25 protein-coding genes are annotated in these 25076 nt (G+C 27.6%); 19 read left to right on the top strand and 6 right to left on the bottom strand.

Features of this window, described 5'->3' with window-relative positions; genetic code table 11:
• Positions 1-48 precede the first annotated feature (48 nt).
• From ACI48P_RS02845 to ACI48P_RS02820, 6 genes are all read left to right on the top strand, one after another.
• Positions 49-2034 carry a penicillin-binding transpeptidase domain-containing protein gene (locus tag ACI48P_RS02845; protein WP_475213263.1) on the top strand — a complete coding sequence of 662 codons (1986 nt, stop codon included), beginning with the start codon at positions 49-51 and terminating at the stop codon, positions 2032-2034.
• A gap of 263 nt (positions 2035-2297) precedes the next feature.
• Positions 2298-2654 (top strand): GntR family transcriptional regulator, encoded by a 357-nt coding sequence (locus ACI48P_RS02840; protein ID WP_475213261.1) that lies wholly within the window; start codon positions 2298-2300, stop codon positions 2652-2654.
• Between the two features lie 10 nt (positions 2655-2664).
• Entirely contained in the window at positions 2665-3357 is a 693-nt protein-coding gene (locus ACI48P_RS02835) for an ABC transporter ATP-binding protein (RefSeq protein WP_475213260.1), read from the top strand.
• Positions 3350-4171, top strand: coding sequence for a hypothetical protein (locus ACI48P_RS02830; protein ID WP_475213258.1), 822 nt, complete (start codon positions 3350-3352; stop codon positions 4169-4171). Before ACI48P_RS02835 ends, ACI48P_RS02830 begins: the two co-directional genes overlap by 8 nt.
• Before the next feature lie 13 nt (positions 4172-4184).
• Entirely contained in the window at positions 4185-5447 is a 1263-nt protein-coding gene (locus tag ACI48P_RS02825) for a hypothetical protein (protein WP_475213257.1), read from the top strand.
• 182 nt (positions 5448-5629) lie between these two features.
• Entirely contained in the window at positions 5630-6241 is a 612-nt protein-coding gene (locus ACI48P_RS02820; RefSeq protein WP_475213256.1) for a VanZ family protein, read from the top strand.
• A gap of 84 nt (positions 6242-6325) precedes the next feature.
• On the opposite strand, the gene ACI48P_RS02815 is transcribed toward ACI48P_RS02820, so the two are convergent.
• The 3 genes from ACI48P_RS02815 to ACI48P_RS02805 are packed head-to-tail and all read right to left on the bottom strand — an operon-like array spanning position 6326 to position 8266.
• On the bottom strand, positions 6326-7348 hold the full coding sequence (locus tag ACI48P_RS02815) for a DUF4097 family beta strand repeat-containing protein (RefSeq protein ID WP_475213254.1): 1023 nt from the start codon (positions 7346-7348) through the stop codon (positions 6326-6328).
• Positions 7349-7350: 2 nt separating this feature from the next.
• The gene (locus ACI48P_RS02810; RefSeq protein WP_475213252.1) at positions 7351-7953 is read right to left on the bottom strand and encodes a DUF1700 domain-containing protein; all 603 of its coding nucleotides are present in this window, start codon (positions 7951-7953) and stop codon (positions 7351-7353) included.
• Positions 7946-8266 carry a PadR family transcriptional regulator gene (locus ACI48P_RS02805; protein ID WP_475213250.1) on the bottom strand — a complete coding sequence of 107 codons (321 nt, stop codon included), beginning with the start codon at positions 8264-8266 and terminating at the stop codon, positions 7946-7948. The genes ACI48P_RS02810 and ACI48P_RS02805 overlap by 8 nt, the downstream gene beginning before the upstream one ends.
• A gap of 193 nt (positions 8267-8459) precedes the next feature.
• Between ACI48P_RS02805 and ACI48P_RS02800 the strand changes: the two genes are divergently transcribed.
• The 4 genes from ACI48P_RS02800 to ACI48P_RS02785 all read left to right on the top strand — a co-directional run bounded on the left by ACI48P_RS02800 (position 8460) and on the right by ACI48P_RS02785 (position 12102).
• Positions 8460-9230, top strand: coding sequence for a DUF3298 and DUF4163 domain-containing protein (locus ACI48P_RS02800; protein ID WP_475213248.1), 771 nt, complete (start codon positions 8460-8462; stop codon positions 9228-9230).
• A 282-nt stretch (positions 9231-9512) separates the two neighbouring features.
• Positions 9513-10289: a molybdate ABC transporter substrate-binding protein gene (gene modA / locus ACI48P_RS02795; protein WP_475213246.1), complete on the top strand. Its 777-nt coding sequence runs from the start codon at positions 9513-9515 to the stop codon at positions 10287-10289.
• 82 nt (positions 10290-10371) lie between these two features.
• Positions 10372-11055, top strand: a complete 684-nt coding sequence (modB, locus tag ACI48P_RS02790; RefSeq protein ID WP_475214131.1) for a molybdate ABC transporter permease subunit — start codon at positions 10372-10374, stop codon at positions 11053-11055.
• Complete coding sequence (locus ACI48P_RS02785; protein WP_475213244.1) at positions 11056-12102, top strand: sulfate/molybdate ABC transporter ATP-binding protein; 1047 nt, start codon at positions 11056-11058, stop codon at positions 12100-12102.
• A 43-nt stretch (positions 12103-12145) separates the two neighbouring features.
• On the opposite strand, the gene ACI48P_RS02780 is transcribed toward ACI48P_RS02785, so the two are convergent.
• Both ACI48P_RS02780 and ACI48P_RS02775 read right to left on the bottom strand, forming a co-directional pair.
• Positions 12146-12307, bottom strand: coding sequence for a hypothetical protein (locus tag ACI48P_RS02780; RefSeq protein WP_475213243.1), 162 nt, complete (start codon positions 12305-12307; stop codon positions 12146-12148).
• A gap of 36 nt (positions 12308-12343) precedes the next feature.
• Complete coding sequence (locus tag ACI48P_RS02775; protein ID WP_475213242.1) at positions 12344-14203, bottom strand: sensor histidine kinase; 1860 nt, start codon at positions 14201-14203, stop codon at positions 12344-12346.
• Positions 14204-14458: 255 nt separating this feature from the next.
• Here ACI48P_RS02775 and ACI48P_RS02770 point away from each other — a divergent pair, with 255 nt between their 5' ends.
• Positions 14459-15190: a gamma-glutamyl-gamma-aminobutyrate hydrolase family protein gene (locus ACI48P_RS02770; protein ID WP_475213240.1), complete on the top strand. Its 732-nt coding sequence runs from the start codon at positions 14459-14461 to the stop codon at positions 15188-15190.
• Between the two features lie 33 nt (positions 15191-15223).
• Positions 15224-15745 (top strand): GNAT family N-acetyltransferase, encoded by a 522-nt coding sequence (locus ACI48P_RS02765; protein ID WP_475213238.1) that lies wholly within the window; start codon positions 15224-15226, stop codon positions 15743-15745.
• Positions 15746-15852: 107 nt separating this feature from the next.
• On the opposite strand, the gene ACI48P_RS02760 is transcribed toward ACI48P_RS02765, so the two are convergent.
• Positions 15853-16830 carry a substrate-binding domain-containing protein gene (locus ACI48P_RS02760; RefSeq protein ID WP_475213236.1) on the bottom strand — a complete coding sequence of 326 codons (978 nt, stop codon included), beginning with the start codon at positions 16828-16830 and terminating at the stop codon, positions 15853-15855.
• A gap of 413 nt (positions 16831-17243) precedes the next feature.
• Between ACI48P_RS02760 and ACI48P_RS02755 the strand changes: the two genes are divergently transcribed.
• The 7 genes from ACI48P_RS02755 (at position 17244) to ACI48P_RS02725 (ending at position 24978) form a co-directional block, all read left to right on the top strand.
• Entirely contained in the window at positions 17244-17891 is a 648-nt protein-coding gene (locus ACI48P_RS02755; protein WP_475213234.1) for an ABC transporter permease, read from the top strand.
• Between the two features lie 13 nt (positions 17892-17904).
• Positions 17905-18573 (top strand): ATP-binding cassette domain-containing protein, encoded by a 669-nt coding sequence (locus ACI48P_RS02750; protein ID WP_475213232.1) that lies wholly within the window; start codon positions 17905-17907, stop codon positions 18571-18573.
• A gap of 31 nt (positions 18574-18604) precedes the next feature.
• Positions 18605-19450, top strand: a complete 846-nt coding sequence (locus ACI48P_RS02745; protein ID WP_475213230.1) for an ABC transporter substrate-binding protein — start codon at positions 18605-18607, stop codon at positions 19448-19450.
• A gap of 398 nt (positions 19451-19848) precedes the next feature.
• Entirely contained in the window at positions 19849-21147 is a 1299-nt protein-coding gene (locus ACI48P_RS02740; RefSeq protein WP_475213228.1) for a hypothetical protein, read from the top strand.
• 256 nt (positions 21148-21403) lie between these two features.
• Positions 21404-23305 carry an anaerobic carbon-monoxide dehydrogenase catalytic subunit gene (cooS, locus tag ACI48P_RS02735; RefSeq protein ID WP_475213226.1) on the top strand — a complete coding sequence of 634 codons (1902 nt, stop codon included), beginning with the start codon at positions 21404-21406 and terminating at the stop codon, positions 23303-23305.
• Positions 23298-23753, top strand: coding sequence for a 4Fe-4S dicluster domain-containing protein (locus ACI48P_RS02730; protein ID WP_475213224.1), 456 nt, complete (start codon positions 23298-23300; stop codon positions 23751-23753). Before cooS ends, ACI48P_RS02730 begins: the two co-directional genes overlap by 8 nt.
• Entirely contained in the window at positions 23743-24978 is a 1236-nt protein-coding gene (locus tag ACI48P_RS02725) for an NAD(P)/FAD-dependent oxidoreductase (protein ID WP_475213222.1), read from the top strand. The genes ACI48P_RS02730 and ACI48P_RS02725 overlap by 11 nt, the downstream gene beginning before the upstream one ends.
• Positions 24979-25076 lie beyond the last annotated feature (98 nt).

Genomic DNA, 25076 nt, shown 5'->3' with positions numbered 1-25076 from the left:
TATAAAAATAAATTGAGGTAGTAAATTTAAATTTAGGGGTATGGGTAAATGAAAAAAATATTTAAAATATATATTACAATTTTAATGATGACTATTACATTAGGTTTGGTAGGATGTAGTAATAATAGTAAGACGGATGCTATTCAGCAATATACAAAAGCTTGGAAAGATAGAAATTATGATGAAATGTATGAAGCTTTAAGTCAAGAATCTAAAGAATATATTTCTAAAGAAGATTTTATTAAAAGATACTCAACAATATATTCTGGTATTGGTGTAAACAATATTGAAGTTGAAGTTAAAGAGGAAAATAAAGATAAAAAAACACTAATAAATATAAGGATGAACACAATAGCTGGAGATATTAAATTTGAAGATAAGATTGTTGATGTAGTAAAAGAAGATAACCAATATAAAGTACTATGGGATGAAGGTTTAATAATACCTGGAATGATTAAAGACGATAAATTAAAGTATCAAATAGAAAAAGGTGTTAGAGGTAAGATACTTGATAGAGATGGAAATTTGCTAGCATATGATGGAGAAGCAAATCAAGTGTATATTCATCCTAGAGTATTTGAAGTAAATAAAGAAGAAAAGATAAATAGTATGTCTAAAATTTTAGATAAAAGTTTAGAATTCATTCAAGGGAAGCTAGAAAATAAAAATCCAGAACATTTAATACCAATAGTAAAAATATCTATATATGAACAAGAAAAAGCTGATTTAATAGAAGGAATTGAAGGAGTTACAGTAAAAAAAGAACCATCTAGAGTATATGCAGATGGAGAAGCTTTTGGAAACTTAATAGGCTATATTGGTGATATAACAAAAGAAAAGCTAGAAGTAAATGAAGGTAAAGGGTATTCACAATATAGCAAGATAGGAATAAAAGGATTAGAACAAGTTTATGAAGAGAAGTTAAGAGCTAAAGATGGGGTATGTATATATATAGAAAGAGGAGAAGAAAAAATTGAAATAGCTAAAACTGATACAGTAAATGGGGAAGATATACAGCTATCTATAGATTCAAATCTTCAAAAAGATATATACACAAAAATGAACCAGGAAAAAGGTGCATCTGTAGCATTAGATCCTAAAAGTGGTGAGGTACTGGCTATGGTAAGTTCACCATCATACGACTCAAATACATTAGTAACATATAAAAGTGATAGTATAATAAAACTATATGAAGAAAGTCAAAATGCTCAGTTTGACAATAGAGCAAACAATGCATATTCACCAGGTTCTACTATGAAGCTAATAACTACAGCTATAGGATTAGAAAATAATATAATAAATCCAAATGAAACCATGGATATAAAAGGATTAAATTGGCAAAAGGATAGTTCTTGGGGAAATTATAAGGTAACGAGAGTAAAAGATCCAGGTAGAACAATAAATTTATATGATGCTATTAAATACTCAGACAATATTTATTTTGCAGATAAAGCAATAAAAATTGGTGAAAAGAAGTTTTTAGAAGGTGTTAAAAAATTTGGAATAGGTGAAGAATTGCCTTTTGAATATCCTATGGAACAATCCCAAGTATCTAATAATGGTAAATTAGAGTCAGAAATACTATTAGGAGATAGTGGATATGGTCAAGGGCAGGTATTGATGACTCCTTTAGATGTGGCTATGGTTTACAGTGCATTAGGAAATGAAGGTGAAATTATGGTTCCTAGATTAGTGATAAGTGAAAATAGCCAAGCTAAAGTTTACAAAGAAGCTATAAATAGTGGATATCTTCAAGGCATTATCAATTATTTTTCTGGAGTAATAAATGACAGTGATGGAACAGGAAATTTAGCTAAAATACAAAATGTAAATCTTGTTGGAAAAACAGGAACTGCAGAAATTAAAAAAAGTAAAGATGATGAAAATGGAACTCAAAATGGTTGGTTTGCTGCAGTTGAAATAGATAATTCTAAAATAGCTATATCTATGATAATAGAAGATATTAAAGATAGATATTCTTCAGAATATGTTGTATCTATGGTTAAAAATATTTTAGAAAACTATCTGAAATAATTAAATACTTGTAGTTATATTATATAATTTAGGCTCAAAAAGCTGTCTTTTAAAAATTTTTAGACAGCTTTTATTAATTTAATATATAGATGAAATTTAGTAAAATAGAGAAATTCACCATAATATGAAATGATTTTATTATATAAAAATAATAATAGAAATATAAATTATTAAAAAATGTGATTGCTAAAGAGGTGTATTACATATATAATACACTTATAAGGTGTACTACTGACATAGTACAGTAATACGGAGGTGAAGATATGAACTTTATGCCAAACGACAAAGAGCCAGTATATCTACAAATAATTAGATATGTTAAACAGCAGGTGGTAAGAGGTAGCTTGAACTCAGGGGATCCTATCCCTTCAAGAAGGGAAATGGCAGTAAATTTAAGAGTTAATCCAAATACAGTTCAAAAAGCATATAAGGAGATGGAAGATATGGGAATTATTAATACAGCTAGAAATTATCAAAGTACAATAACTAATGATAGTGAAATAATAGCAAGCATTAGACAAAATCTTATTGCTGAATCACTAGATTCATTTATAGAAAATATGAAAGCTATTAATGTTGAGAAAGAAGAAATTATAGAGATTATAAAAGATAGATACTAGGGGGTAAGTTATGATAGAAGTAAAAAACGTAAGTAAAAAATACAAGAAGCTAAAAGCCCTTGATAATATGTCTTTTACAATAAAGGAAGGTAAGATAACTTGTATTTTAGGGATAAATGGTGTTGGTAAATCAACAATATTAAAAGCAATAGCAGGTCTTTCGAAAATAGATAGTGGAGAAATATTAATAGATGGAGAAAAAATAAACTATAATACATACAATAAACTTGCCTTTGTACCAGATATAGATAGTCATTTTCCACAGCTTACTATTAAAGAAAGTTTTGAGTTTATGGAAGAATTCTATAAAAACTGGGATAAGGAAAAAGCCTATGAAATGCTAGAACTTTTTAATTTAAGTGATGATAGATTAATATGCAGTTTATCAAAGGGAAACAAAGCGAGGGTAAAAATAATATTAGGATTTGCTCAAAATGCAAAATACACATTACTTGATGAACCTTTATCAGGAATAGATATATTCAAAAGAGAAGAGTTTATAGGAGCAATGGCAAAATATATGAATGATGAGCAAAGTATTGTAATAACTACTCATGAAATATCTGAAATAGAGATGATAGTTGATGATGTAATAGTTGTTGATAATGGAAAAACTGCATTTGAGTTTAATGCTGAAGAAACTCGTGAGATAGAAGGCAAGTCTATAATAGACAAAATGAGGGAGGTATATAGGGGTGAATAAAATATTAACGCTATATAATATAGAATTTAAAAGAATATACAAATTATACTTTGCTCTTTTAGGTGTGATTCTTACTCTAAATATTGGGATATTAGCTAGTCACCTTTATAATGTAATGAATACGGCAGCAGGTATGTTAAACACAAAGGCATCAATAGGATTATTGAAAACTCAAGAAGCAAAGCTATTGCTTTTAGATTTTAAGATTGCGGAGACATACGCATTTACAACAATTTTATTAGGATTTTCGGTTGTATTATGCTTATTTTATGCAGTCATAATATGGTACAGAGATATTATTGGAAAAAGTAAAACAGCATATACATTATTTATGTTACCAAACAATAAATTTGCAATATATATAGCTAAGGCTATTATGGTAGTAGTTATGATATATGGAGTTATGGTAACTCAAATGTTATCATGGGTAATCTTAGTAAGTAGCACTAAGGTGTTATCTGGAGTAAGTTTTTATGAAATGAAAGAATTACTAGTACATGGTGTGAGATTAGGAACGGATCTTCATCTTATTCAACCATATTTACTAGATTTTGTAATGATAAATCTAATAGGGGTAATATTAGCCGTAATAGTAATTTTTACAGGGATAATGATTCAAAAAGCTTATAATAAGAAGGGTGTAGTAATTGGAATATTATATATTTTAGGAATAATTATGACGTATATTGGAACAACATCAAAATCTGGATTTTCAGATGTATTTTTAGTAACTCACATTGTTTTCTACATAGCTACATTTGCTCTATCAATAGGGCTATCATATTATCTTCTAAATAAGAAGATATATATGTAAGGGAGGGAAAGAGATGAATAAAGGACTGTCAAAAGTTGTATTAGGAATAGTTACAGTAACTATGCTTGCTACTTGTATATATTTAGGATTTGCTAATAAAGATGAATCAAAGGTTGTTGATGTTTATGGAAATAGAGAAGCGCTGGCTGATATTGGTATAGTGTACCAACAAAGGGAAGGGTTTTATAAAACCAAGGAAGTTAACATTAGTAAGGATAACCTTACAGTTAATAAATATGCAAAAGAAATTTCTACAGAGGATAGAGTATCAAGTTTTAATAGAGAGCATAGAGATTTATTGCAACATAGAAACTCGTACCATGATACATTATACAAAGATGATAAAAAGCTTGGGTATGTACAGATTTCAAGAGATTATAATATATCAACTAATTCAAGTGATAAAGTGCAATTTATTACATATGTTACTGAAAAAGATTTAGAAAGTAACAAAATAAGTGAATATAAGATACCACTAGATTTTTATGATAAAGCAGATGCAAACTCAGATGATAGAGTTATTCCAATAAAGTATAACAATGAACTTTATATTATTACGTCAATTGATTATAATGCAGACTATGTAAATAGTTATAATAATGAAGTATACGGCGCAAGAGAATCTAGAATAAGTGTATTTAAATTAAACTTAGAAGATGAAACTAGTGAGCATATATTGACAAAAAAAGTTGGAAATGATGAGGAAATAATATCAAATTCAAGAAATATAGGTTTTTCATATAAAGATACAGGTTACTTCTTAAGCTTTAGCTATAAATTAAGTGAAGAAAATAAATATGAAAGAAAGATTGAGTTTTTAACTTATAATGTTGCCAAAAATAAGTTTGAAACTGTAGCCCTACCTTTAAATATTGAAGAAGATTATTATATAGATAAATACAATATAGAAGGCAATATACTTACACTAGTAGCGCGAGGTGAGAGTGATTATGGAAATCTAGATTTTGAAATAACAAAAATAAATTTAGATAATAATGAGATAATATCAAACAGCGAGAAGTATAAAGTATCTATTGATGACAATAATGAATATTTTACTGTAGGTATGGAAGATTTTAGAATAATAGATAATAAAATATATTTAACTATTGGTGCATATGAAGACACTGAAGTTACAAAAAATAGTAGTGGAACAGGAAAAGAGTATGCAGTTGTTATAGATGAGAAAACAAAGGATGTTTTATATGTTGGTAAAATAGCAGAATTAAGAAATCAGTATATATACCCAACTATAGTAAAGAAAGAGGAACTTTAAGTTTTAAGATAACAACTTTAGTAATTATTAAAACTTTAGATTTAGATTAAAAAATACCTTAGGTTATCTATTATAACCTAAGGTATTTATATTGAATAATTAAGAATTGTAATTTTTAATATTATAATTAAATAAGGATAAGGAAGTTAATAGAATTTTGCTAAATTAGTAAGGAGATTATTATGAATATGATGTTAGAACTTAGGTTTGTCTTAATGGTGGGATTACCCATATGGATAGGTATAAGAGTAAACCAAACCTTTATAAAGATAAAACAAGGAATAAAAATAAATTTATATGATGAAATACTAACAAACTTATTTGTATTATATTTTTTAATATTAATAGGAATAACAATATTCCCTATTTATATTGGTGAGCCAATGGATTATATAAAAAGTATGAGCTTTATTGAAAGATGTAATATAAATATTTTACCATTTACAGATTATTTTAGAGGTGGATTATATTTAAGAACGTTAGTAAGAATATTATTAGGAAATTTCTTATTATTAACACCATTTATTATGTTTTTATGTGCTAAAAAAGAAGAAATGAGAAACCTAAAATCATGCACAATAACAGCCTTATTAATATCTGTAATAATTGAATCTACACAGCTAATCACAAATTTATTATTAATTAGTGGATTAAGAACTGTAAATATTGAAGATTTAATATTAAATACCTTAGGAGGTGTATTAGCTTACTATATTTTCAAATTAATATATAGAGGCAAATTTAAAATAGGTATTGATTCTATGAACGAAGAATTAATATTAGATGTTGTATAAATTATAAAAGGTCTATGTATGTTTACATAGACCTTTAGTTTTAAAATTTATAAATACTATTAATTGACTTCAAAAAAGTTTATTTTATTTAGAAAAGGAAATTTTAACATTTCCATCATCACAATTAATATCTAAGTTATTGTTAGCATTATTACTTTTCATTACAGACCCTTCAAAAATCTCATTATCTATATCTACATTTCCATATTTATTAACAATAGAGTAGTTATAAGAATTTTTATTTTGATTAGATACTATGTTAATATTACCGTATTTGTTATTAAGATTACTAGTACCTAAAAAGCTACCTCTAAAGTCCATATCACCATCATCAGCATTTGCAAGTAGTCCATTTGTTGAGAAGTCAACTGCATAAATATTACCATATTTATTCTTGATTTCAGAATAATTAGTATTAATCTTTGATATATCCAAGTTACCATCTTCTAAATATGCAACAAAAGTATTAAACTCACAATTATCTAAATCTACACTGCCATATTTGTTTTGAAGGTTAAAACTATCAGAAACATTAACATTATTTAAATTTATATTTCCATCGTCCATAGTTACAGTAAGTTTATCTGATGAAATGTTGCTTAAAGTAACATTTCCATAGCTTGATTCAATTGATGCATTTTTACAATTTATATCATTTAATGAAATATCACCATAGTTTTGGATAGCTACAATATCATTTAATTTATTATCATCTTTAACATATATTTTTATAATATCACTATATTTATTAAAGCCTAAGTTAACATCAATCCCTATTGAAGCATTTTTATTTTGGTTAATAGTTAAAGTATTTTCTTCAACTTTATAAGTAATCGATCCAGTTTTATCACTATAATCTAATTCTATTTTATTTTCATTAGATTTTACTATTTCGATTTTATCTAAGTTAACATCTAAGTTAATATTTTCAAATTTTTCTAGAGAAGAACTGTCTGTAATTCTATTGTCTTTATCATAAACTCTGTACTCGATTTCATCTTTTAATATAGTAAATTTACCACCCATTAATGCACCTATAGGTGCGAAAATAAATCCAAAGACAATAAGCCCAAGCGCTATTTTTACAACTAAGTTAGTTTTTTTCAAGATTATACCTCCTTACTATAAAACCTTTTATTAACTTTATTTAATGCTTTATTACTAAATCCTACTATCAATTTTAATAAGAAACTTCCTAATTTAAATACACCTATTATTGCAAGAAGTCCAGCACCACATAGTGACATACCGATACCTAGAAATAATATAAATGTTGGAAAACTTGAAGATATAACAGTAAATCCAGTCATTAATACTGTTATGCCTCCGAATATAATTGCTACACCTGCAGAACCAAAGGCTATGACTATTGAACCCATAGCAAAAACTAAAGAAATAATAACAGTTATAAATGCAAACCCTAAAGGTAGTGCTATTGGGGATGCTAAAATAGCAAGTATAATAAACCAAATAGCTGAAAAATTAAATCTTTTAGGTTTATCTTTTATTTCAAAGTCTTTTATAGCATAATCGGATAATATTTGAGAAGCTACTTTAGAAGGAGATCCTAGCTCTATTTTTACATCTACATAATCATCAATTTGAGCATCTTCAAAATATTCTTCATAGTAGCTTAGAGCATCTTCTAAGTCTTGTTTAGGTAAACTTTTCAATTTAAGTCTTAATTCTTCAATAAATTGATTTTTATTCATCCACTAAACCTCCTAATAAAATTTTATCTATGTTCATTTTGTAGTCATTCCAGTCTGATGTGTATTCTTTGTATTTTTCTCTTCCTAAATCAGTTATTTGATAATACCTTCTGTTTCTGCCTTGAAATGCTTGATCATAAGTTATTACATACATATCTTTTTGAAGTCTTCGAAGTACTGGATATAAAGTAGACTCAGATATATTCATAATCTCTCTAACTTGTTGTGTTAATACATATCCATATGTATCTCCTCTAGTAAGTACTGCTAAAACACAAGCATCTAATAATGCTGCTCCTAGTTGAAAAGACATTTTTTCCTCCTTGTGTATATTTTATATTTAATACTATATTATATGATGTATAATATATCTTTACTAATACTATATGGAGTATAGTATTATATGTCAACAATTATTTTTAACAAAAGTAATAGTTAACATACACATAAAGTTAGCTTAAATGAGAAAGATATAATAAATATTAAAAAATTTAAGGAGGATGAATATGAAGTTAATAAAAAGAATTATGGCTTTTTTGATAATATCAATGTTTTTAACTAGTACATTTACTTTTGCTAATGATAAATATAGTAAAGATATTTCTATGAATGATACATTTATTATAGCTACAGAAAATATAGACGAAGAAAGTGAATTTTTAAAATCTAATATTAGTTATCCAATTTTAAAAATCAAAAATACATATATAAATAAAGAGGGATATAATAAAGAAATTATTGAAAATATTAATAAACAGATATCTACTGATATCCTAAATTTTAAAGAAAGCATAAAAAATGAATCTGAAAAATATAAGAAGCAATACGAAGAAGTATACTCTAAACAAAATAATGACTATGTAAAATATCAATATGAAGCATATTCAAATTATAAGGTAGCTTACAATAAAAATAATTATTTAAGTATTCCAATAAAGACTTATGAATTTACAGGTGGAGCTCACGGCATGACTTATCTTAAATCTTACAACTATGATTTATTAACAGGAAAAGAATTTAAATTAAAGGATATGTTTAAAAAAGATGTAGATTATAAGAAAATAGCTAATGATTTTATAAATGCTCAAATAAGCAAAAATCCTAATATGTATTTTGAAGGCAAAGATGGATTTAAAGGAATTAGTGATAATCAAGAATTTTATATAGATGAAGATGGGGTAGTAATATACTTCCAACTATATGATATAGCTCCATATTATGTAGGAATACCAGAATTTAAAATGACCTGGTCTGAGTTTGGAAAATATTTTAAGTAAAAAATAATATAGAAAGTATTAAAGTTGATAGTAATTAGATTTTAGACTTAGAAATAATAGGTTTATATCTAAATTGCTATCAATTTTTTTATGAAAGCTTTTAATTATAGACCGGATTATTAAAATTGATACATAGTTTAGGAAAATATTGCTAAATAATTAAAACTCAATTATAATTGTATTGAACATAACAAAACATGACAAAACATAACCTAACATAACTAAACTGAATAGAAATATAATAAGAATAACATGTTTTGGCTTAATAAGGGGGAATAAGACATGAATTTAAAAAAGAAAATAGCTATTATAGCAACATCATTTTTATTAGGAATATCTACTATTGGGTGTAGTAGCAAAAAAGAAGAAGTAATTAACTTAAATATTTCGGCTGCAGCAAGTATGAAAGAAGCTATGGAAGAATTACAAAAGGTGTATAAAAATGAAAATAATAATGTTGAACTTATAATTAACTTTGGAAGTTCTGGGTCTCTACAACAACAAATAGAGCAGGGAGCACCTTGTGATGTATTTATTTCAGCTGGTAAAAAGCAAATGGACAATTTAAAAAAGGGTGGACATTTGTTAGATGATAAATATAAGGATTTAGTTAAAAATGAGTTGGTACTTATAGCTCCAAAGGAAAGTCAAATATCCAGTATGGATGATTTATCTAAGGATATAGTAAAGCATGTTGGGATGGGAGAGCCAGAAAGTGTACCTGCTGGAAAATATGCTGATGAAGTTTTAAATAACCTTAATATTAAAGAGACTTTAAAAGATAAATTAGTTTTTGCAAAGGATGTTAAAGAAGTATTAGCATGGACGAAATCAGGAAATGCAGATGCTGGATTTGTATATTACAGTGATGCAATAAATTCAGATGGAATAAAAATAGTTGAAGTAACGTCAGAGGATACACACTCACCAATAACATATCCTGTTGCTGTTATAAAGAATACTAGAAATGATGAGGAAGCTAAAAAATTTGAAGAATTTTTATTAAGTGAAAAAGGGCAAACAATATTTGAAAAATATGGATATAAGACTGCAAAATAAGATAATATATTAATTTGAGTATTAATAAAAGATATTATAAAATAAGTATAGGTTAAATATGTAAACATGGAGAGTGATATATATCAATACAGAATGGTCACCGCTTATAATATCAATTAAGACTGCAGGTCTTGCTACATTAGTAACATCTATTGTTGGTATACTAGCATCATATTTTATGGCAAATTATAGAGGAAAATTCAAAGGGTTAATTGATGGTATTTTCACTTTGCCTTTAATATTGCCACCAACAGTAGTAGGATTTTTCTTATTATTGGTATTTGGAAAGAATGGGTTTATTGGGGAACTACTATTAAAATTTGATATAAGTATAATTTTTAGCTGGTGGGCAACGGTGTTAGCTTCAATAGTTGTTGCATTTCCTATGATGTATCGAACAACAAGAGCAGCATTTGAACAAATTGACAATAATATGCTATCGGCTGCTAGGACGCTAGGATTAAGTGAATGGAGGATATTTTATAAAATAGCAATCCCTTTGGCTTTTACAGGTATAATTGCAGGTATAATATTATCTTTTGCCAGGGCTATGGGTGAATTTGGAGCAACACTTATGATTGCAGGAAACATTCCTGGAAAAACTCAAACAATGCCTCTTGCTATATTTTTTGCAGTTGAAGGTGGGGATATGAATAAAGCAATAATTTGGGTAATGACTATTACTACTATATCAATCATAATGATATTAATATTAAATTATTGGTCAGATATACAGCAAAGAATAATAGGGAAGAGGTATAAATAAATGGCTTTATATGTAGACATAGAAAAGAAACTAGAGTCATTAACATTAAAGGTAAAGTTTAATCATGATGATGGGGTATTAGGTTTTTTAGGAGAATCAGGATCAGGGAAAAGTATGACGTTAAAATGTATTGCTGGACTAGAGAAGCCTACAAAAGGAAAAATTGTATTAAATGATAGAGTACTGTTTGACTCTGAACAAAAAATAAATTTATCTACTCAAGAAAGAAATATTGGGTATTTATTTCAAAATTATGCACTGTTTCCACATATGAATGTTAGAGAAAATATAGAATTAGGCCTGGGAAAAATAAATAAAGAAGAGAGAAATCAGATTTCTTTAGAGTACATAAAAAAACTTTACTTAGACGGATTAGAAGATAGATATCCTTGGCAACTATCAGGGGGACAGCAACAAAGAGTTGCATTGGCTAGAGCATTAATAACATCACCAGAAATTTTACTTTTAGATGAACCCTTTTCAGCTCTAGATTGTCACTTAAGAAGTAATATGGAAAAAGAACTAATAAATATGCTTAAAGGCTATAATGGAAACATAATATTTGTAACCCATGATATTTCGGAAGCCTATAGAGTTTGTGAAGAAATTTTAGTTTATGATAAAGGACAAGCAAACAATAAATCAAGTAAAAAAGAATTATTTGAAAAGCCAAAATCATTGGCAGAAGCTAGAATAACTGGATGCAAAAATATATCTGCAGCAAGAAAAGTTGACCATAATAAAATATTAGCAATTGATTGGGGATACGAATATACTATTTGTGAAGAAGTAGAAAATGATATTAACTATGTAGGGATAAGAAATCATAATATTTCTATTGTAAATAAAAAAGATGAAAACACTGAATATTTTACAATAGTATCTATTATAGAAAATCCTTTTAGTTGTACACTTTACTTAAAAAATAGTGAATTTCCTCATAGTAATATTATTGAAGTGGAAGTAAATAAAGAAGTATTAAAATATAAAATAAATGATAAAGTACTAGTAAAGTTCAATGAAGATAATCTATTTACTTTTAAGTAGTATAAAAAAACTAGCAAGCCATTAGCTTGCTAGTTTTTTATATTTAATATAAATCATCTACTTCTACTTGTATTAAACCTTTAGAATCTAAAAATTCTACTTGTAAATCAAGTATTAGTTCTATTGTATCCTTAGAAATTGACTCACCGCATTTTTGATGAATGTATTCTAGCATTTCATCCATTGATATTTCTAAATCTTCCATAGTATACTCCCTTTCTGTCAAAAGCTTTAATTGATATTAATATATATCAGAAAATTCGATTTGGATTCTTTTATTTAAGTCATTTTTAATTTCTTTATTTAAGTCATCGCAATTTATAATTTGTTCATTGTTACAAGGAATATTAATAGTAAACTCAGTTTCTTTTCCTAAAGTACTACTTACACTTATTGTTCCGCTATGAAGTTCTACAAGAGACTTTACTATATACAAGCCTAAGCCACTTCCTTCATTTATCTTCGTAAATCTATTATCTACTTGTTTAAACTTATTGAAAATAAAGTTAAGCTTATCTGTAGGTATACCTATACCAGTATCTTTTATTTTAATTTCAAGTATATCATCTTTAACATCTAAGTCAACAAATATTTTACCATTTGGTTTATTATACTTAATAGAGTTAGATAGTAGATTAAGAATTATTCTTTCAAGCTTATCCGGGTCGAAAGAAGCGACTTTTTCTTCTATTTGAGTATCAAATATTAGTTCAATATTGTTTTGCTTTGCAAAGTCAACTGTATACATACAAATACCTTCAATAAAAGCTATAACATCTTTATTTTGAGGGCAGTAGTCCAAATAATTTGAATCTAACTTTGTAGAGTCGATTAGATTATTTATAAGCTTTAACAATCTATCACCATTTTGAGCGATAATATCCAAGTACCTAGGCAAGTTTTCGTTGTTTAAATCATTTCGTTCTCTACTTCTGTTAATAAGCTGTAGTGAACTAGAAATTAAGTTAACTGGTGTACGAAGCTCATGAGATAAATTTGCAAAGAATTCCAACCTAAGTTTATCCATTTCTTCTTCTAGCATAGTTCTGTGGGATATATCTCTAAGGATACCAACTAAACCAATTACGTTATTATAGTTATCAAACAATGGTGATTTAATTACCTCATAATACTTCTCTTCATCACCTATAGTCATATAGTCGTAATAAATTCTTTTTGATTTTAGTTGTAAAACTTCTTTATCAGTTATATCACATTTCTGACTTAAGTGATTTAGGGATTTAATATCTTTGTTAGTTTTGCCTATTATATCTTCTTTTGCAACTCCAATACTTTGAGCCATTGTATTATTACACCACATAAAACTACCGTCAATATTTTTATAGTATATAATATCAGGAGTTGTATCTTCTATTAATTGTATTATTTTTTTATAATTGTGAACATTGTAATCATCAATTACAGAAGAATGTATCTCTTCGCATACGCCTATTACCATCACTAGTTCATCATTATCTGAATAAATTAAATATCTTTCAACGCTAAAAAATCTATTTTTTATGCGACAGATTTTTTCAACATAGGTTTCTTTATTAGCTACAGCATTTAGATGAGATTCGGTAAAAGCTTTTCCTATAGATGATCCCCATAAATCTATGTCTGTTTTTTTATAAATAGTTTTCTTATCACAGTTTGCAAAAAGTGCAAATTTTTCATCACAGTCCACATAGTCACCAAATTTATCTTTAATGAAAAACATTTTCTTTGAAGAACTCATGGAATGTAGTATTTCTTTATATTCGTGCAAAATAGGAGTAAAGTATAGCATAAGATCATTAGGATTTATAATTTGAATGTCAATTTTAAACCAGTTTGTAAATATAGGAATATACTTTTTAAAAGTAGTTACATGTTCAACTACATAAGATGCAATAATTTCTCTTATTTCATAACTATTTTTTAATAAATGTTTTGTCGATTTGAAGTCTTTTTTATTGTTATTGAAAAGATTTAACATACTATTATTTATATAATCAACGTAGAAATTTAAATAGTTGTTATTATTGGAATCTAATTGCACTTTTATAAAGGGAACAGGTATATTATTAATGAAATTATCATTTACAATATTAGAGCTCATTTCAATCTCCTTTACATTAATCTATTTACATAAAATAAATCTGAAAATTAATTTGTAGAGTATTAGTGCTTGATAAATATTTATGTCAATTCTAAGTATACCATAATTACTATGACTACTATAGTTTTATATTAAGCAATTTTAAGAATTTTACGATATTTAATACTAATTAGCATATATATAAAATAGTAAGCATTTAATAATAGAATTAGGATATTTCATATAATTATTTACTATAAAAGGAGGTCACTTTAATTGAAGCCAATAATAGGAATATTATCTAATATAAGCATGCCTGAGGAGAATGATGGAACCACCGTAGAAAAAATATTTGTAAACAGTTCATATATTAATGCTATTATAAAATCAGGAGGAGTTCCTATAATCATACCTGTTAATACAAGTGAAGAAAATATTAAAAGACAAGTTGAATTATGTGATGGAATATTAATTTCTGGTGGTATTGATGTTAACCCCATGCTATACAATGAGGAACCTTTAAGAAAAATGGGGAATTTTCATCCAGATATAGATGAATTTGATATAATAGCAATAAAAATATCTCTTGAAAATAAAAAACCTATTCTGGGAATATGCAGAGGAATTCAAGTTCTCAATGTAGCACTTGGAGGTACACTGTATCAAGATTTAGAGCTTGTAGATGGTAGTTATATAAAGCACATGCAACAAACAAAAAAATATTTTGGAACTCATAGTGTTAGAATAAAAGAAAATAGCATACTTGGTGATATTATGGGGAATGAAACACTTGTAAATAGTTATCACCATCAATGCATAAAAGAGCTTGCTAAAGATTTAGAGGCAATAGCTTATTCAAAAGATGGAATAATCGAAGCAGTGCAAATGAAAGGAGAAAAGTTTGTACTTGGTGTAGAATGGCATCCAGAACTAATGATAGATAGTGATTATAAAATGCTTACTTTATTTAAGTATTTTATAAATCAATGCGAAAATGGAGGAGAATAAATATATAACATTAATGATAAGGGGAATTATATTATGGACATTAAGTTTAAACTATTAGATAAAAATGATGAGGATGATTTTAAATTAATAGCACACTGGGATAATGATGAAGAAATTAAATATTTTATTAGACCTAACTTCAATGAAGGTGAAATAGATAATATTACGCCTGAAGAAATAATAGAAGGTTTTAAGAATAATGAAAATAAAAAAATATTTATGATAGCTTGTGAAAATAAAAAAATAGGATACATAAATATTGACACAGATTTTAATTATTTGTATAAGAAAGAAAAAAAGTCTGCATGGATAGGGATTTGTATTGGTGAGAAAGAATATAGAGGTAGAGGAATATCTAAAATAGCTATGAATCATCTTGAAGAATTAGGAAAAAGTTTGGATATTAATAGAATAGAGTTAGGTGTTTTCGAATATAATGAAAGAGCCATGGATCTTTATAAAAAAGTTGGATATGAAAAAATAGGAGAAATAGCTGACTTTGTTTATTACAAAGGAAGATGGCACAAGGATATAAGGATGGAAAAATATATTTAATATAGTAAAAGCGTAGATAAAGTCTACGCTTTTTAAGTACAAAGAATCTACAATTGATCACAGTTTATCTATAGCATATGCACCTAAAATATAATAATAGATTAATATTAAGATCTTCCAACTATATTACCAGTATCTGTTAAGTCATATCCACCTATACCTTCAATCTCTGATTTAAACTCATTAGAATTTATTATATCAACTATTTTTTTGTATAAAGGACTATTTAAGTCTTCGTTTTTTATTATTAAATCATAACGTTCTTTTTGTAAAGGAATAAAGTCAATATTACTAACTTGAAGAGCAGCCTTTTCATTTCCAAGACCAACATCCCCTAGGCCTCTAGCTACAGCACTTGCTACTCCTAAATGTGATGTCTCAATATTATCATAATTAGATATATTGTTTTGACTAATGTTAAGGGAAGTTAGTTTACTATCTAAAAGTATTCTAGTTCCAGAACCTTTTTCTCTATTAATTATTTTAATGTTTTCTTTAGAAAAATCAGACCAATTAGTTATTTTTTTAGGGTTACCTTTTTTTACGTAAAGCCCTTGCTTTCTATATGCTAAGTTTATAAGTGTACATGGTATACCTGGTAATAGCATTTTTACAAAAGGAGTATTGTACTCATTGCTTTCTTTATCCCATAAGTGGGCAGAAGAAATTGAAACTCTTCCATTATAAAGTTCATAAAGGCCATTGTAAGAGCCAGTGTATACTCTAAATACTTTTGTACCAGGTATATACTTTTCTATATTTTGAGCTAATATATCTAATATAATATCCTGTCCAGCTATTATTATTTCTAAGTTTTTGTTAGTAGAAGATGTATTTACACTAGTAAAAGTAGGATTACTGTCTACTATATGATCAGTATTTTTAGGACTTAAACTTCTTGTTAAAGAGCTAGGGCCTTTTTGATTGTTTATATAATTTTCTACATCTTCTCTATCTATTCTCAATTTCCTACCTATTTTATAAGCAGGTAATTCACCTCTTTTTATTAATTCATATACTGTATTTTTTGTTATTTTTAGTATTTCAGCAACCTCAATTGCTGTTAAAGATGATGATGGATTCATAATGCACCCCCTTTATACTCTATTTTATCATTATGAGGTAAATACTGTAAAACAATATTTAGAAATGACAAAGAGATAATAAGTAGTTTTAAAATTATTAAGAGATAGTTAAGGTTAATTTTTTTCATAAATTAAATAAAAAGTATAATAAAAATACATCTTAAACTTATAGCTATAATTATATTTGACGATGGAATTAAAAGTGGAAAATAATATAGTAATGAAGTCATATATTATAATAAATTCTATAAAAATGTTGAAATAGTACTGTTGAAAAGAGGAAAAATTTGATGATAAAATAGTTACATAAAGAAAATTAATAACTAAAATATTAAGATTAAAAAAGAATAGTAAAATTTAAGATATATCTTACATTAAACTATGATAATTAACTTTTAAAAAGGTGATAAGATATGGAATTACAGATATTAGAAATAATAGAAATTATACTATTATCAATGTTTGTTACTATAACAGCTACAATAATAGCTACAATCATTGGTACTTTTTTTAGTATATTTATATATTTAAGAAATTTTAAATTAAAAAAACATTTAATAACTTTCATTAATGCATTAATGAGTACACCACCAGTAGTAATGGGTCTCTTGGTATTTTTAGCATTATCTAGGAAAGGGCCTTTAGGTAGTTTTAAGTTGTTGTTTACGCCTACAGCTATGATAATAGCTCAAACTTTATTGCTTATACCTATGGCTATGAGTTTAACATTAGATTTACTTAATAAATTTGGAGAAGAAATACTGATTACTTGTAAAGTATTACAAATAGATAAGAAAAATACAGCAAAAATATTTATAAAGGAAATGAGATACCATTTAATTACGGTATTAATAACCACTTTCAGCAGGGGAATCTCAGAAGTCGGTGCAGTAATGCTTGTAGGTGGAAATATAAGAGGATCAACAAGAGTCATGACAACCTATATTGCACTTTCTACATCTATGGGAGATTTTGATGAATCATTAGTATTAGCAGGTATACTTCTTACTATTTCTATTATTTCAACTACATTAATAAAGAGACTGCAAAAGGAAGATTAAACTAGGTGAAATTATGATATACATAAATAACATAGAAAAAGAAATCAAAAACCAAAAGCCTTTAAAGGTAAGTAATTTAGTTTTTGAAAAAGGTAAAATTTATTCTATTTTGGGGCATAACGGAAGTGGAAAAAGTACATTTCTAAAAATAGTGTACAACATTGAAAGTTTTCAAAAGGGAAGTATTAGCATTAATAATGAGGGATTTAGTGAAGAGATAATACATAAGTACCTTGCTTATAATCCGCAAAAATCAAGTTTCTTATTAGGAAGTCTAGGTGATAATTTTGAATATGTTTATAAGTATAGCCAGAATAGAAACTTATTAGATAGAAAGAAATTGAATGAACTATTAGTAGAGTTTGAATTAAATAATAAACTAAATACTAGTATTAGAAAGTTATCAGGTGGTGAACAAGCAAAATCCCAATTTATTAGAACGCTAATTATGAATAAAGATTTTAATTTGTTGGACGAGCCTATGGCAAATATGGATTTTGCGACAATTAAAAAAGTGGAAAAAAAGTTGTTAGATTTAAAAGATGAGGGGAAAACAGTAATACTCGTAACTCATGATTTTTTACAAGCTAAAAAGCTAAGTGATTACATAGTATTTATGGAAAATCTAAGTTATATAGATACATATACATGTGAAGATTTCTTTACAAAGTATGTATTCTAGATAAATAAAATAAATATCAGGGGAGAGAAAAATGAGCAAAAAATTATTAAGTTTATTAATGGCGGGGATGTTAAGTTTTACTATGGTAGCATGTTCTCCATCAAATGATGATGTAAAGGAAGAAACACCATCAAATAGTGTGGAAAAAATAACACTTGTTACTACAACTAGCTTAGATGATACAGGTTTTTTGGAAGAAACATTAAAAGATTTTGAAAAAGAAAATAATGTGGATGTAGAAGTTGTAGCAAAAGGAACTGGAGAAGCTTTAGAATTAGGAAAGAGAAAAGATGCAGATATACTATTTGTACATGCTAAAGCAAAAGAGGAAGCATTTATAGAAGAAGGTTATGGAGTAGATAGAAGTGAGATAATGTACAACTATTTTGTAGTAGCTGGTCCTGAAAATGATGAACATGCAGATGCTATAAGTGGATTAAGTGTAGAAGAAGCATTTAAATATATACAAGAAAATAATATACCATTTTTATCTAGAGGAGATAACTCAGGGACTCACACTAAAGAGTTAGCAATATGGGAAAAAGCTGGTGTTGAACCAAGCTTTGAAAACTACAATGAAGTAGGTAAAGGAATGGCTGCCACATTACAAATGGCAAGTGAAATGGGTGCATATACTTTAACTGATATAGGTACTTATCTTGCGACTAGAGAAAATAATGATTTAAAAATAGTAATTGAAGCAGATGAAAGCTTAAAGAATGTTTATAGTATAGTAACAATATCTGATTTAGATGAAGACATGAAGGCTATAACAGATAAGTTAGTTGAATATTATAAGTCTGATGATGTACAGAAAAAAATAAAAGAATATGGAGTTGATAAATACAAGGAGCCTTTATTCTTCATATTTGAATAAAAATTTATAAAAGAAGTATAAAATATTTAAGGATGGAGATAATTTAGAAGCATTAGATAATTATTCTACCATCCTTTTTATGTATATATCTTCGCAAAAATAACTAGTAGGTAACGGAAACCTGCTAGTTATTTTTTGCGTAACGGGACATAAGCTTGCCAAATGGACGTTGACGACATGAAATTTTGGCGAGATGAAGTGATTCGCAAACGTAGTCGCTCAAGCGAAGCGAATTTTTGTGTATTTATTAAAGCAGAAATTGTGGCAATTCATATAATAAATTATAATACTATTAAATTCATATATATAATATAAATAAGAATTACTGATTCATTAGTATAAAATAGTAATTTTAGTAATGTGCAGATAAAATATTGTGACTAAAGGGGGGATTGCTATTGAAGATACGATTTGAAAATTGGTATAAAAATAATAGTATAAATAAAGAAACCTTAAGTTTATTTGATGAAGGAATAATGTGTTACAGGGTAGGAGCATATAGAGCAGCATTTATTATGACATACTTAGGGTTACAAATAGCAATAAAAAATAGGATTTTATCAGCAACTCATAAGCCAAGTAAAATGCCCCAATCAAAATGGAATGATATTATAAATAGAATTCAAGATGATAGAATGTGGGATTATGAGGTTTTTAATGTTGTAAATATGAAAAATCCAGATAGTGTATTTGTTATTGGTGATGACATAAGAAAGCAATATGATTATTGGAGAAACATAAGAAATGACTGTGCTCATGCTAAAAGTAATATTATAGATTATCCTCATGTTGAAGCTTTTTGGTTATTTATTCAAGCAAATTATGATAAGTTTGTAGTAAATGGTGGAAGACTTGGGTTAATGCAAAAGATAAAAAAACACTATGATATTAGATATACATCTCCAAATGCAAATGTAAGTTATATTGTTGAAGCAATAAAATCTTCAGTAAGCACTAATGAAATAGTAGATTTTATTGAAGAAATATACTGGTTCTTTAGTAATGATCTAAAATTATGGAATGTATTTTCTAGTAAACATGTGGCACATAGCTTTTGGGAAGAGATTGTTTATTCTGAAGACGCAATATTGAGAGAAAACTTACTGGATTTTGTAAAACAAGAAAAGGATATATTTATAGATTTTATAGTTGAATACACAGATAAGTTCTATGAATTTATAATGGATGAACAATTTATTAGAATATTTTGGACGGATTGGATTTGGGATGTATTTAAAAATAATAATAAAACAGGCTGGAGATGTATTAGTACTTTAGTTGGAAATCAAGTAATACCAGAAGAAGAACAAAATGAATTTGTGAAGAGAATGATTACAAGGATAAAAACATTACCATCAGATGATATGGTTGATATTTTAACTGATATTGGATATTTTGTTGAACTAAAGAATAGTCTATTTAATGAAGAGATATATGAATGGCCAAAGGGAATAGTCAATATAAATGAAAATTGGATTCGTATTAAATATTACATTACTAGATATGATATAGACTTAGATATTGTAGAAGTATTAAACAAGTATTATGTTCAAACTACTTATGGAGATTTTCATAAAGGAATTACAGAGCTTTTTAGTAGTGATGAATATTTTAAGGAAAGATATTTAGAAATATTGTTAAAAAATAATATGGAGATACCAAAAGAATTAAGTGATAGTGAAAACTTTGGAAAATAAGAGGGATAACCTCTTATTTTTTTTGTATACAGTTATTATATTAAATATAGTCATTATTAAAATTAATAATTATTTCTAAGGTTTTATGAAGTTTCATATTTGTTGAAATTTGTAGGATTATTTTTTTATCAAATTTGTTTAAATGAAAAAACGAGGGGTAAAAAATAAATAATTAACAATGGGATAATCATCCGAAAGTCACTTCATAAGCTATTCCATTATCTAATTACCAAAATACTAAGGGGGAATTCAAAAAATGTCTTGTAATACGTGTAAAATGTGCGAGAGTGCAGATAAGAAATTAGAAAGCTTTGTTGCGTCTAAGGATGTAGAAACGGCATTTCACAGAACAGAAAATCAAAAGGTAAAATGTGGATTTGGACTACAGGGGATATGTTGTAGACTTTGTTCAAATGGGCCATGTAGAGTAACTCCATCATCTCCAAGGGGAATATGTGGTGCAGATGCAGATACTATTGTAGCAAGAAACTTCTTAAGAGCTGTGGCATCAGGATCAGCTTGTTATTTACATGTAGTAGAGAATACAGCTTTAAATTTAAAACACCTAGGAGAAACAAAAGGTTTAATAAAAGGAGAAGCTACTCTTGAAAGATTAGCTAAAAAGTTTGAGATTGAGGAAAACGATAAACATGAAAAGTGTATAAAAATTGCTAATAAAGTATTAGCTGATTTATATAAACCAAGATTTGAAAAAATGGAATTAGTTGAAAAGATAGCTTATGGACCAAGAGTTAAAAAATGGAAAGAGATAGGAATAATGCCTGGGGGAGCAAAATCAGAGGTATTTGATGCCATAGTGAAGTCTTCAACAAACTTAAATAGTGATCCAGTAGATATGTTAGTTAACACATTAAACTTAGGTATATCAACAGGTTTATATGGACTTACACTTACAAATCTTCTGAATGACGTTATGTTAGGTGAGCCAGTAATAAGAATGGCACCAGTTGGGTTTAATGTAATAGATGAAAATTATATAAACATAATGATAACAGGTCATCAACACTCAACATTCTCAAGTTTCCAAGATGAGCTAAAAAAACCTGAGGTAGTAGAACTTGCTAAATCAGTAGGAGCAAAAGGGTTTAGATTAGTTGGATGTACATGTGTAGGTCAAGACTTACAACTAAGAGGTGAACATTATCAAGAAGTATTTGCAGGTCATGCAGGTAATAACTTTACTAGTGAAGCAGTATTATCAACAGGTGCAATAGATATAGTTTTATCTGAATTTAACTGTACAATACCAGGGCTTGAACCTATAGCAGATAAATACAAAGTTAAAATGATATGCTTAGATGATGTTGCTAAAAAAGCAAACGCTGATTTTATAGCATTTGATAGAAATAATATAGATGAAATAACTAAAAACTTAATAAATGAAGCAGTTTCTTCTTATAAATCAAGAAGAGATGTTGTAGAAATAGATATACCAAAAGATCATGGTTATGAACAGTCTTTAACAGGAATAAGTGAAACAAACTTAAAGGCGTTTTTAGGAGATTCATGGAAGCCACTTATTAACTTAATAGCTGAAGGTAAAATAAAAGGAATAGCAGCAGTAGTAGGATGTTCAAATATGACTGCTGGAGGACACGATGTGAATACAGTAGAGCTTACAAAAGAGCTTATTAAGAAAGATATATTAGTATTATCAGCAGGATGTTCAACTGGAGGTTTAGAAAATGTAGGCTTAATGTCACCAGGTGCTGAAGAATTAGCAGGTGAAAATTTAAAAGCTGTATGTAAGAGCTTAGGTATACCGCCAGTACTTAACTTTGGTCCATGTTTAGCAATAGGAAGACTAGAAATAGTAGCAACAGAACTTGCTGAAGAACTTGGAATAGATTTACCGCAGTTACCATTAGTACTTTCTGCTCCACAGTGGTTAGAAGAACAAGCTTTAGCAGATGGTGCATTTGGATTAGCACTTGGATTACCTCTACATTTAGCACTACCTCCATTTATAACAGGTGGAAAATTAGTAACAGAAATACTTACAGAAAAATTAAAAGAAATAACAGGAGGTCATGTTATAGTAAATCCAGATCCAGTAGATTCAGCTAATGTTTTAGAAGAAATAATAGTAGACAGAAGACAAAAACTTGGATTAAAGGATGTGGAAGTTTATGCATAGAATCTTAATAGATAAAGATTTGTGTATGGGTTGTAAAGGTTGTGTATTAGCTTGTATGTTAAAACATACTGATAGTAATAACCTATACACACTAGATTTAGAAAATATAGATAATGACTCTAGAGGTCATATTGAATTAGATAAATATAACAACCCAATTCCAATACTTTGCAGGCATTGTGATGAGCCGGAGTGCGTATTGACTTGTATGAGTGGAGCTCTTAAAAAAGATGAAATAACAGGAATAGTATCTTATGAACAAGAGAGATGTGGTTCTTGTTATATGTGTGTAATGTCATGCCCATACGGAGTATTAAAGCCAGATGACAGAAGTAAGCAAAATATTTTAAAGTGTGACTTATGTAAAGATGAGGAATATCCTAAATGTGTAGCTAACTGTCCAAGTGGTGCAATTAGTTTACAAAAGGAGGAATCTTATGACAAATAATAATTATGTAATAATAGGAGCTAGTGCAGCTGGAATTAATGCTTGTAAAAAATTAAGAGAGTTAGATAAAAATGCTAATATAACATTAATCTCCAAAGATGAAAATGTATACTCTCGATGTATGCTACACCATGTAATATCTGGGCATAGAACCTTAGAAAGTATAAATTTTATTGAAGATAACTTCATGGAAGTTAATAATATAAACTGGATAAGTGGTCATGTTGTAAATGATATAGACACGGAGCTTAAAATAGTTGAAATGGATGGAATAATAGTAAATTACGATAAGCTTCTAATAGCAAGCGGTGCATCTTCATTTATACCACCAATAAAAAATTTAAGAGAGGGTAATTTTGTATATTCTCTTAGAAATATTGACGATGTAGAACAAATTATTGATAAAGCAAAAACATCAAAAAAAGTAGCAATAATAGGTGCAGGATTAGTAGGTATAGATGCATTATCAGGTTTATTAGAATATAAAAACCTAGAAATATCAGTAGTTTACATGGAACCAAATATATTGAACTTACAGTTAGATCCACCTTTATCTAAGGTATATGAAGAAGAATTTGTTAAGGCAGGTGTGAAGCTTTATCCAAATTCGGCAGTTAAAGAAATTGTTTTAGATGATAATGACAATGCAAAATCAATATTACTTGGAGATGGAAATGTAGTTGAATGTGATATGATAATTGTGGCAACTGGAGTAGTTCCTAATGCGACCTTTATAGATGACAGCGGCATTGAGTATAATAGGGGCATAGTAATAAATGATAAATGTGAAACAAATAAAAAAGATGTGTATGCAGCTGGAGATGTTGTTGGCAAAAATGCTATATGGCCCTTAGCTGTTAAACAAGGAATAGTAGCAGCATATAACATGGTAGGTCTTGAAAAGGAAATAGATGATAAATTTATGCTAAAAAATAGTATGAATTTTATGGGGATACCTACTGTATCAATAGGTTTATGTAATCCTCAAGATGATAGCTATGAAGTAATGACTAGATGTGGAAAAGATTATTACAAAAAAATAGTATATAAAGATAATAAAATTTGTGGAGCTGCAATTCAGGGTGATATATCTTATACAGGTGTTTTAACATATTTAATAAAACATCAGGTAGAAGTATGTGATATTGAAAAAAGAGCATTTGATATTGGATATGGAGATTTCTTTGAAATGAAGGAAAACGGAGAATTTTGTTATAGTGTTTAATATCCAATAATAAGTTGGTATAGATAAAATTAAATGGCATTAGTTCATAATAAAAATGAATTAATGCCATTAATTTTATCTACAATAAGAGATAGTAT

The organism is Romboutsia sp. LXY-2 (genome assembly GCF_056171995.1).
The sequence above is the reverse complement of the archived record's forward strand: the minus strand, read 5'-3'. Positions and strand labels throughout refer to the sequence as shown.

Excerpts from the sequence above, each read along its gene's own strand:
- ACI48P_RS02810 (WP_475213252.1), bottom strand. The coding sequence starts at position 7,953 with ATGAATAAAAATCAATTTATTGAAGAATTAAGACTTAAATTGAAAAGT.
- ACI48P_RS02775 (WP_475213242.1), bottom strand. The coding sequence starts at position 14,203 with ATGAGCTCTAATATTGTAAATGATAATTTCATTAATAATATACCTGTT.
- ACI48P_RS02730 (WP_475213224.1), top strand. The coding sequence starts at position 23,298 with ATGCATAGAATCTTAATAGATAAAGATTTGTGTATGGGTTGTAAAGGT.
- ACI48P_RS02765 (WP_475213238.1), top strand. The coding sequence starts at position 15,224 with ATGGACATTAAGTTTAAACTATTAGATAAAAATGATGAGGATGATTTT.
- ACI48P_RS02805 (WP_475213250.1), bottom strand. The coding sequence starts at position 8,266 with ATGTCTTTTCAACTAGGAGCAGCATTATTAGATGCTTGTGTTTTAGCA.
- ACI48P_RS02820 (WP_475213256.1), top strand. The coding sequence starts at position 5,630 with ATGAATATGATGTTAGAACTTAGGTTTGTCTTAATGGTGGGATTACCC.
- ACI48P_RS02785 (WP_475213244.1), top strand. The coding sequence starts at position 11,056 with ATGGCTTTATATGTAGACATAGAAAAGAAACTAGAGTCATTAACATTA.
- modA (WP_475213246.1), top strand. The coding sequence starts at position 9,513 with ATGAATTTAAAAAAGAAAATAGCTATTATAGCAACATCATTTTTATTA.
- ACI48P_RS02800 (WP_475213248.1), top strand. The coding sequence starts at position 8,460 with ATGAAGTTAATAAAAAGAATTATGGCTTTTTTGATAATATCAATGTTT.
- ACI48P_RS02825 (WP_475213257.1), top strand. The coding sequence starts at position 4,185 with ATGAATAAAGGACTGTCAAAAGTTGTATTAGGAATAGTTACAGTAACT.
- ACI48P_RS02780 (WP_475213243.1), bottom strand. The coding sequence starts at position 12,307 with ATGGAAGATTTAGAAATATCAATGGATGAAATGCTAGAATACATTCAT.
- ACI48P_RS02760 (WP_475213236.1), bottom strand. The coding sequence starts at position 16,830 with ATGAATCCATCATCATCTTTAACAGCAATTGAGGTTGCTGAAATACTA.
- ACI48P_RS02840 (WP_475213261.1), top strand. The coding sequence starts at position 2,298 with ATGAACTTTATGCCAAACGACAAAGAGCCAGTATATCTACAAATAATT.
- ACI48P_RS02745 (WP_475213230.1), top strand. The coding sequence starts at position 18,605 with ATGAGCAAAAAATTATTAAGTTTATTAATGGCGGGGATGTTAAGTTTT.
- ACI48P_RS02750 (WP_475213232.1), top strand. The coding sequence starts at position 17,905 with ATGATATACATAAATAACATAGAAAAAGAAATCAAAAACCAAAAGCCT.
- ACI48P_RS02755 (WP_475213234.1), top strand. The coding sequence starts at position 17,244 with ATGGAATTACAGATATTAGAAATAATAGAAATTATACTATTATCAATG.
- ACI48P_RS02835 (WP_475213260.1), top strand. The coding sequence starts at position 2,665 with ATGATAGAAGTAAAAAACGTAAGTAAAAAATACAAGAAGCTAAAAGCC.
- ACI48P_RS02845 (WP_475213263.1), top strand. The coding sequence starts at position 49 with ATGAAAAAAATATTTAAAATATATATTACAATTTTAATGATGACTATT.
- ACI48P_RS02725 (WP_475213222.1), top strand. The coding sequence starts at position 23,743 with ATGACAAATAATAATTATGTAATAATAGGAGCTAGTGCAGCTGGAATT.
- cooS (WP_475213226.1), top strand. The coding sequence starts at position 21,404 with ATGTCTTGTAATACGTGTAAAATGTGCGAGAGTGCAGATAAGAAATTA.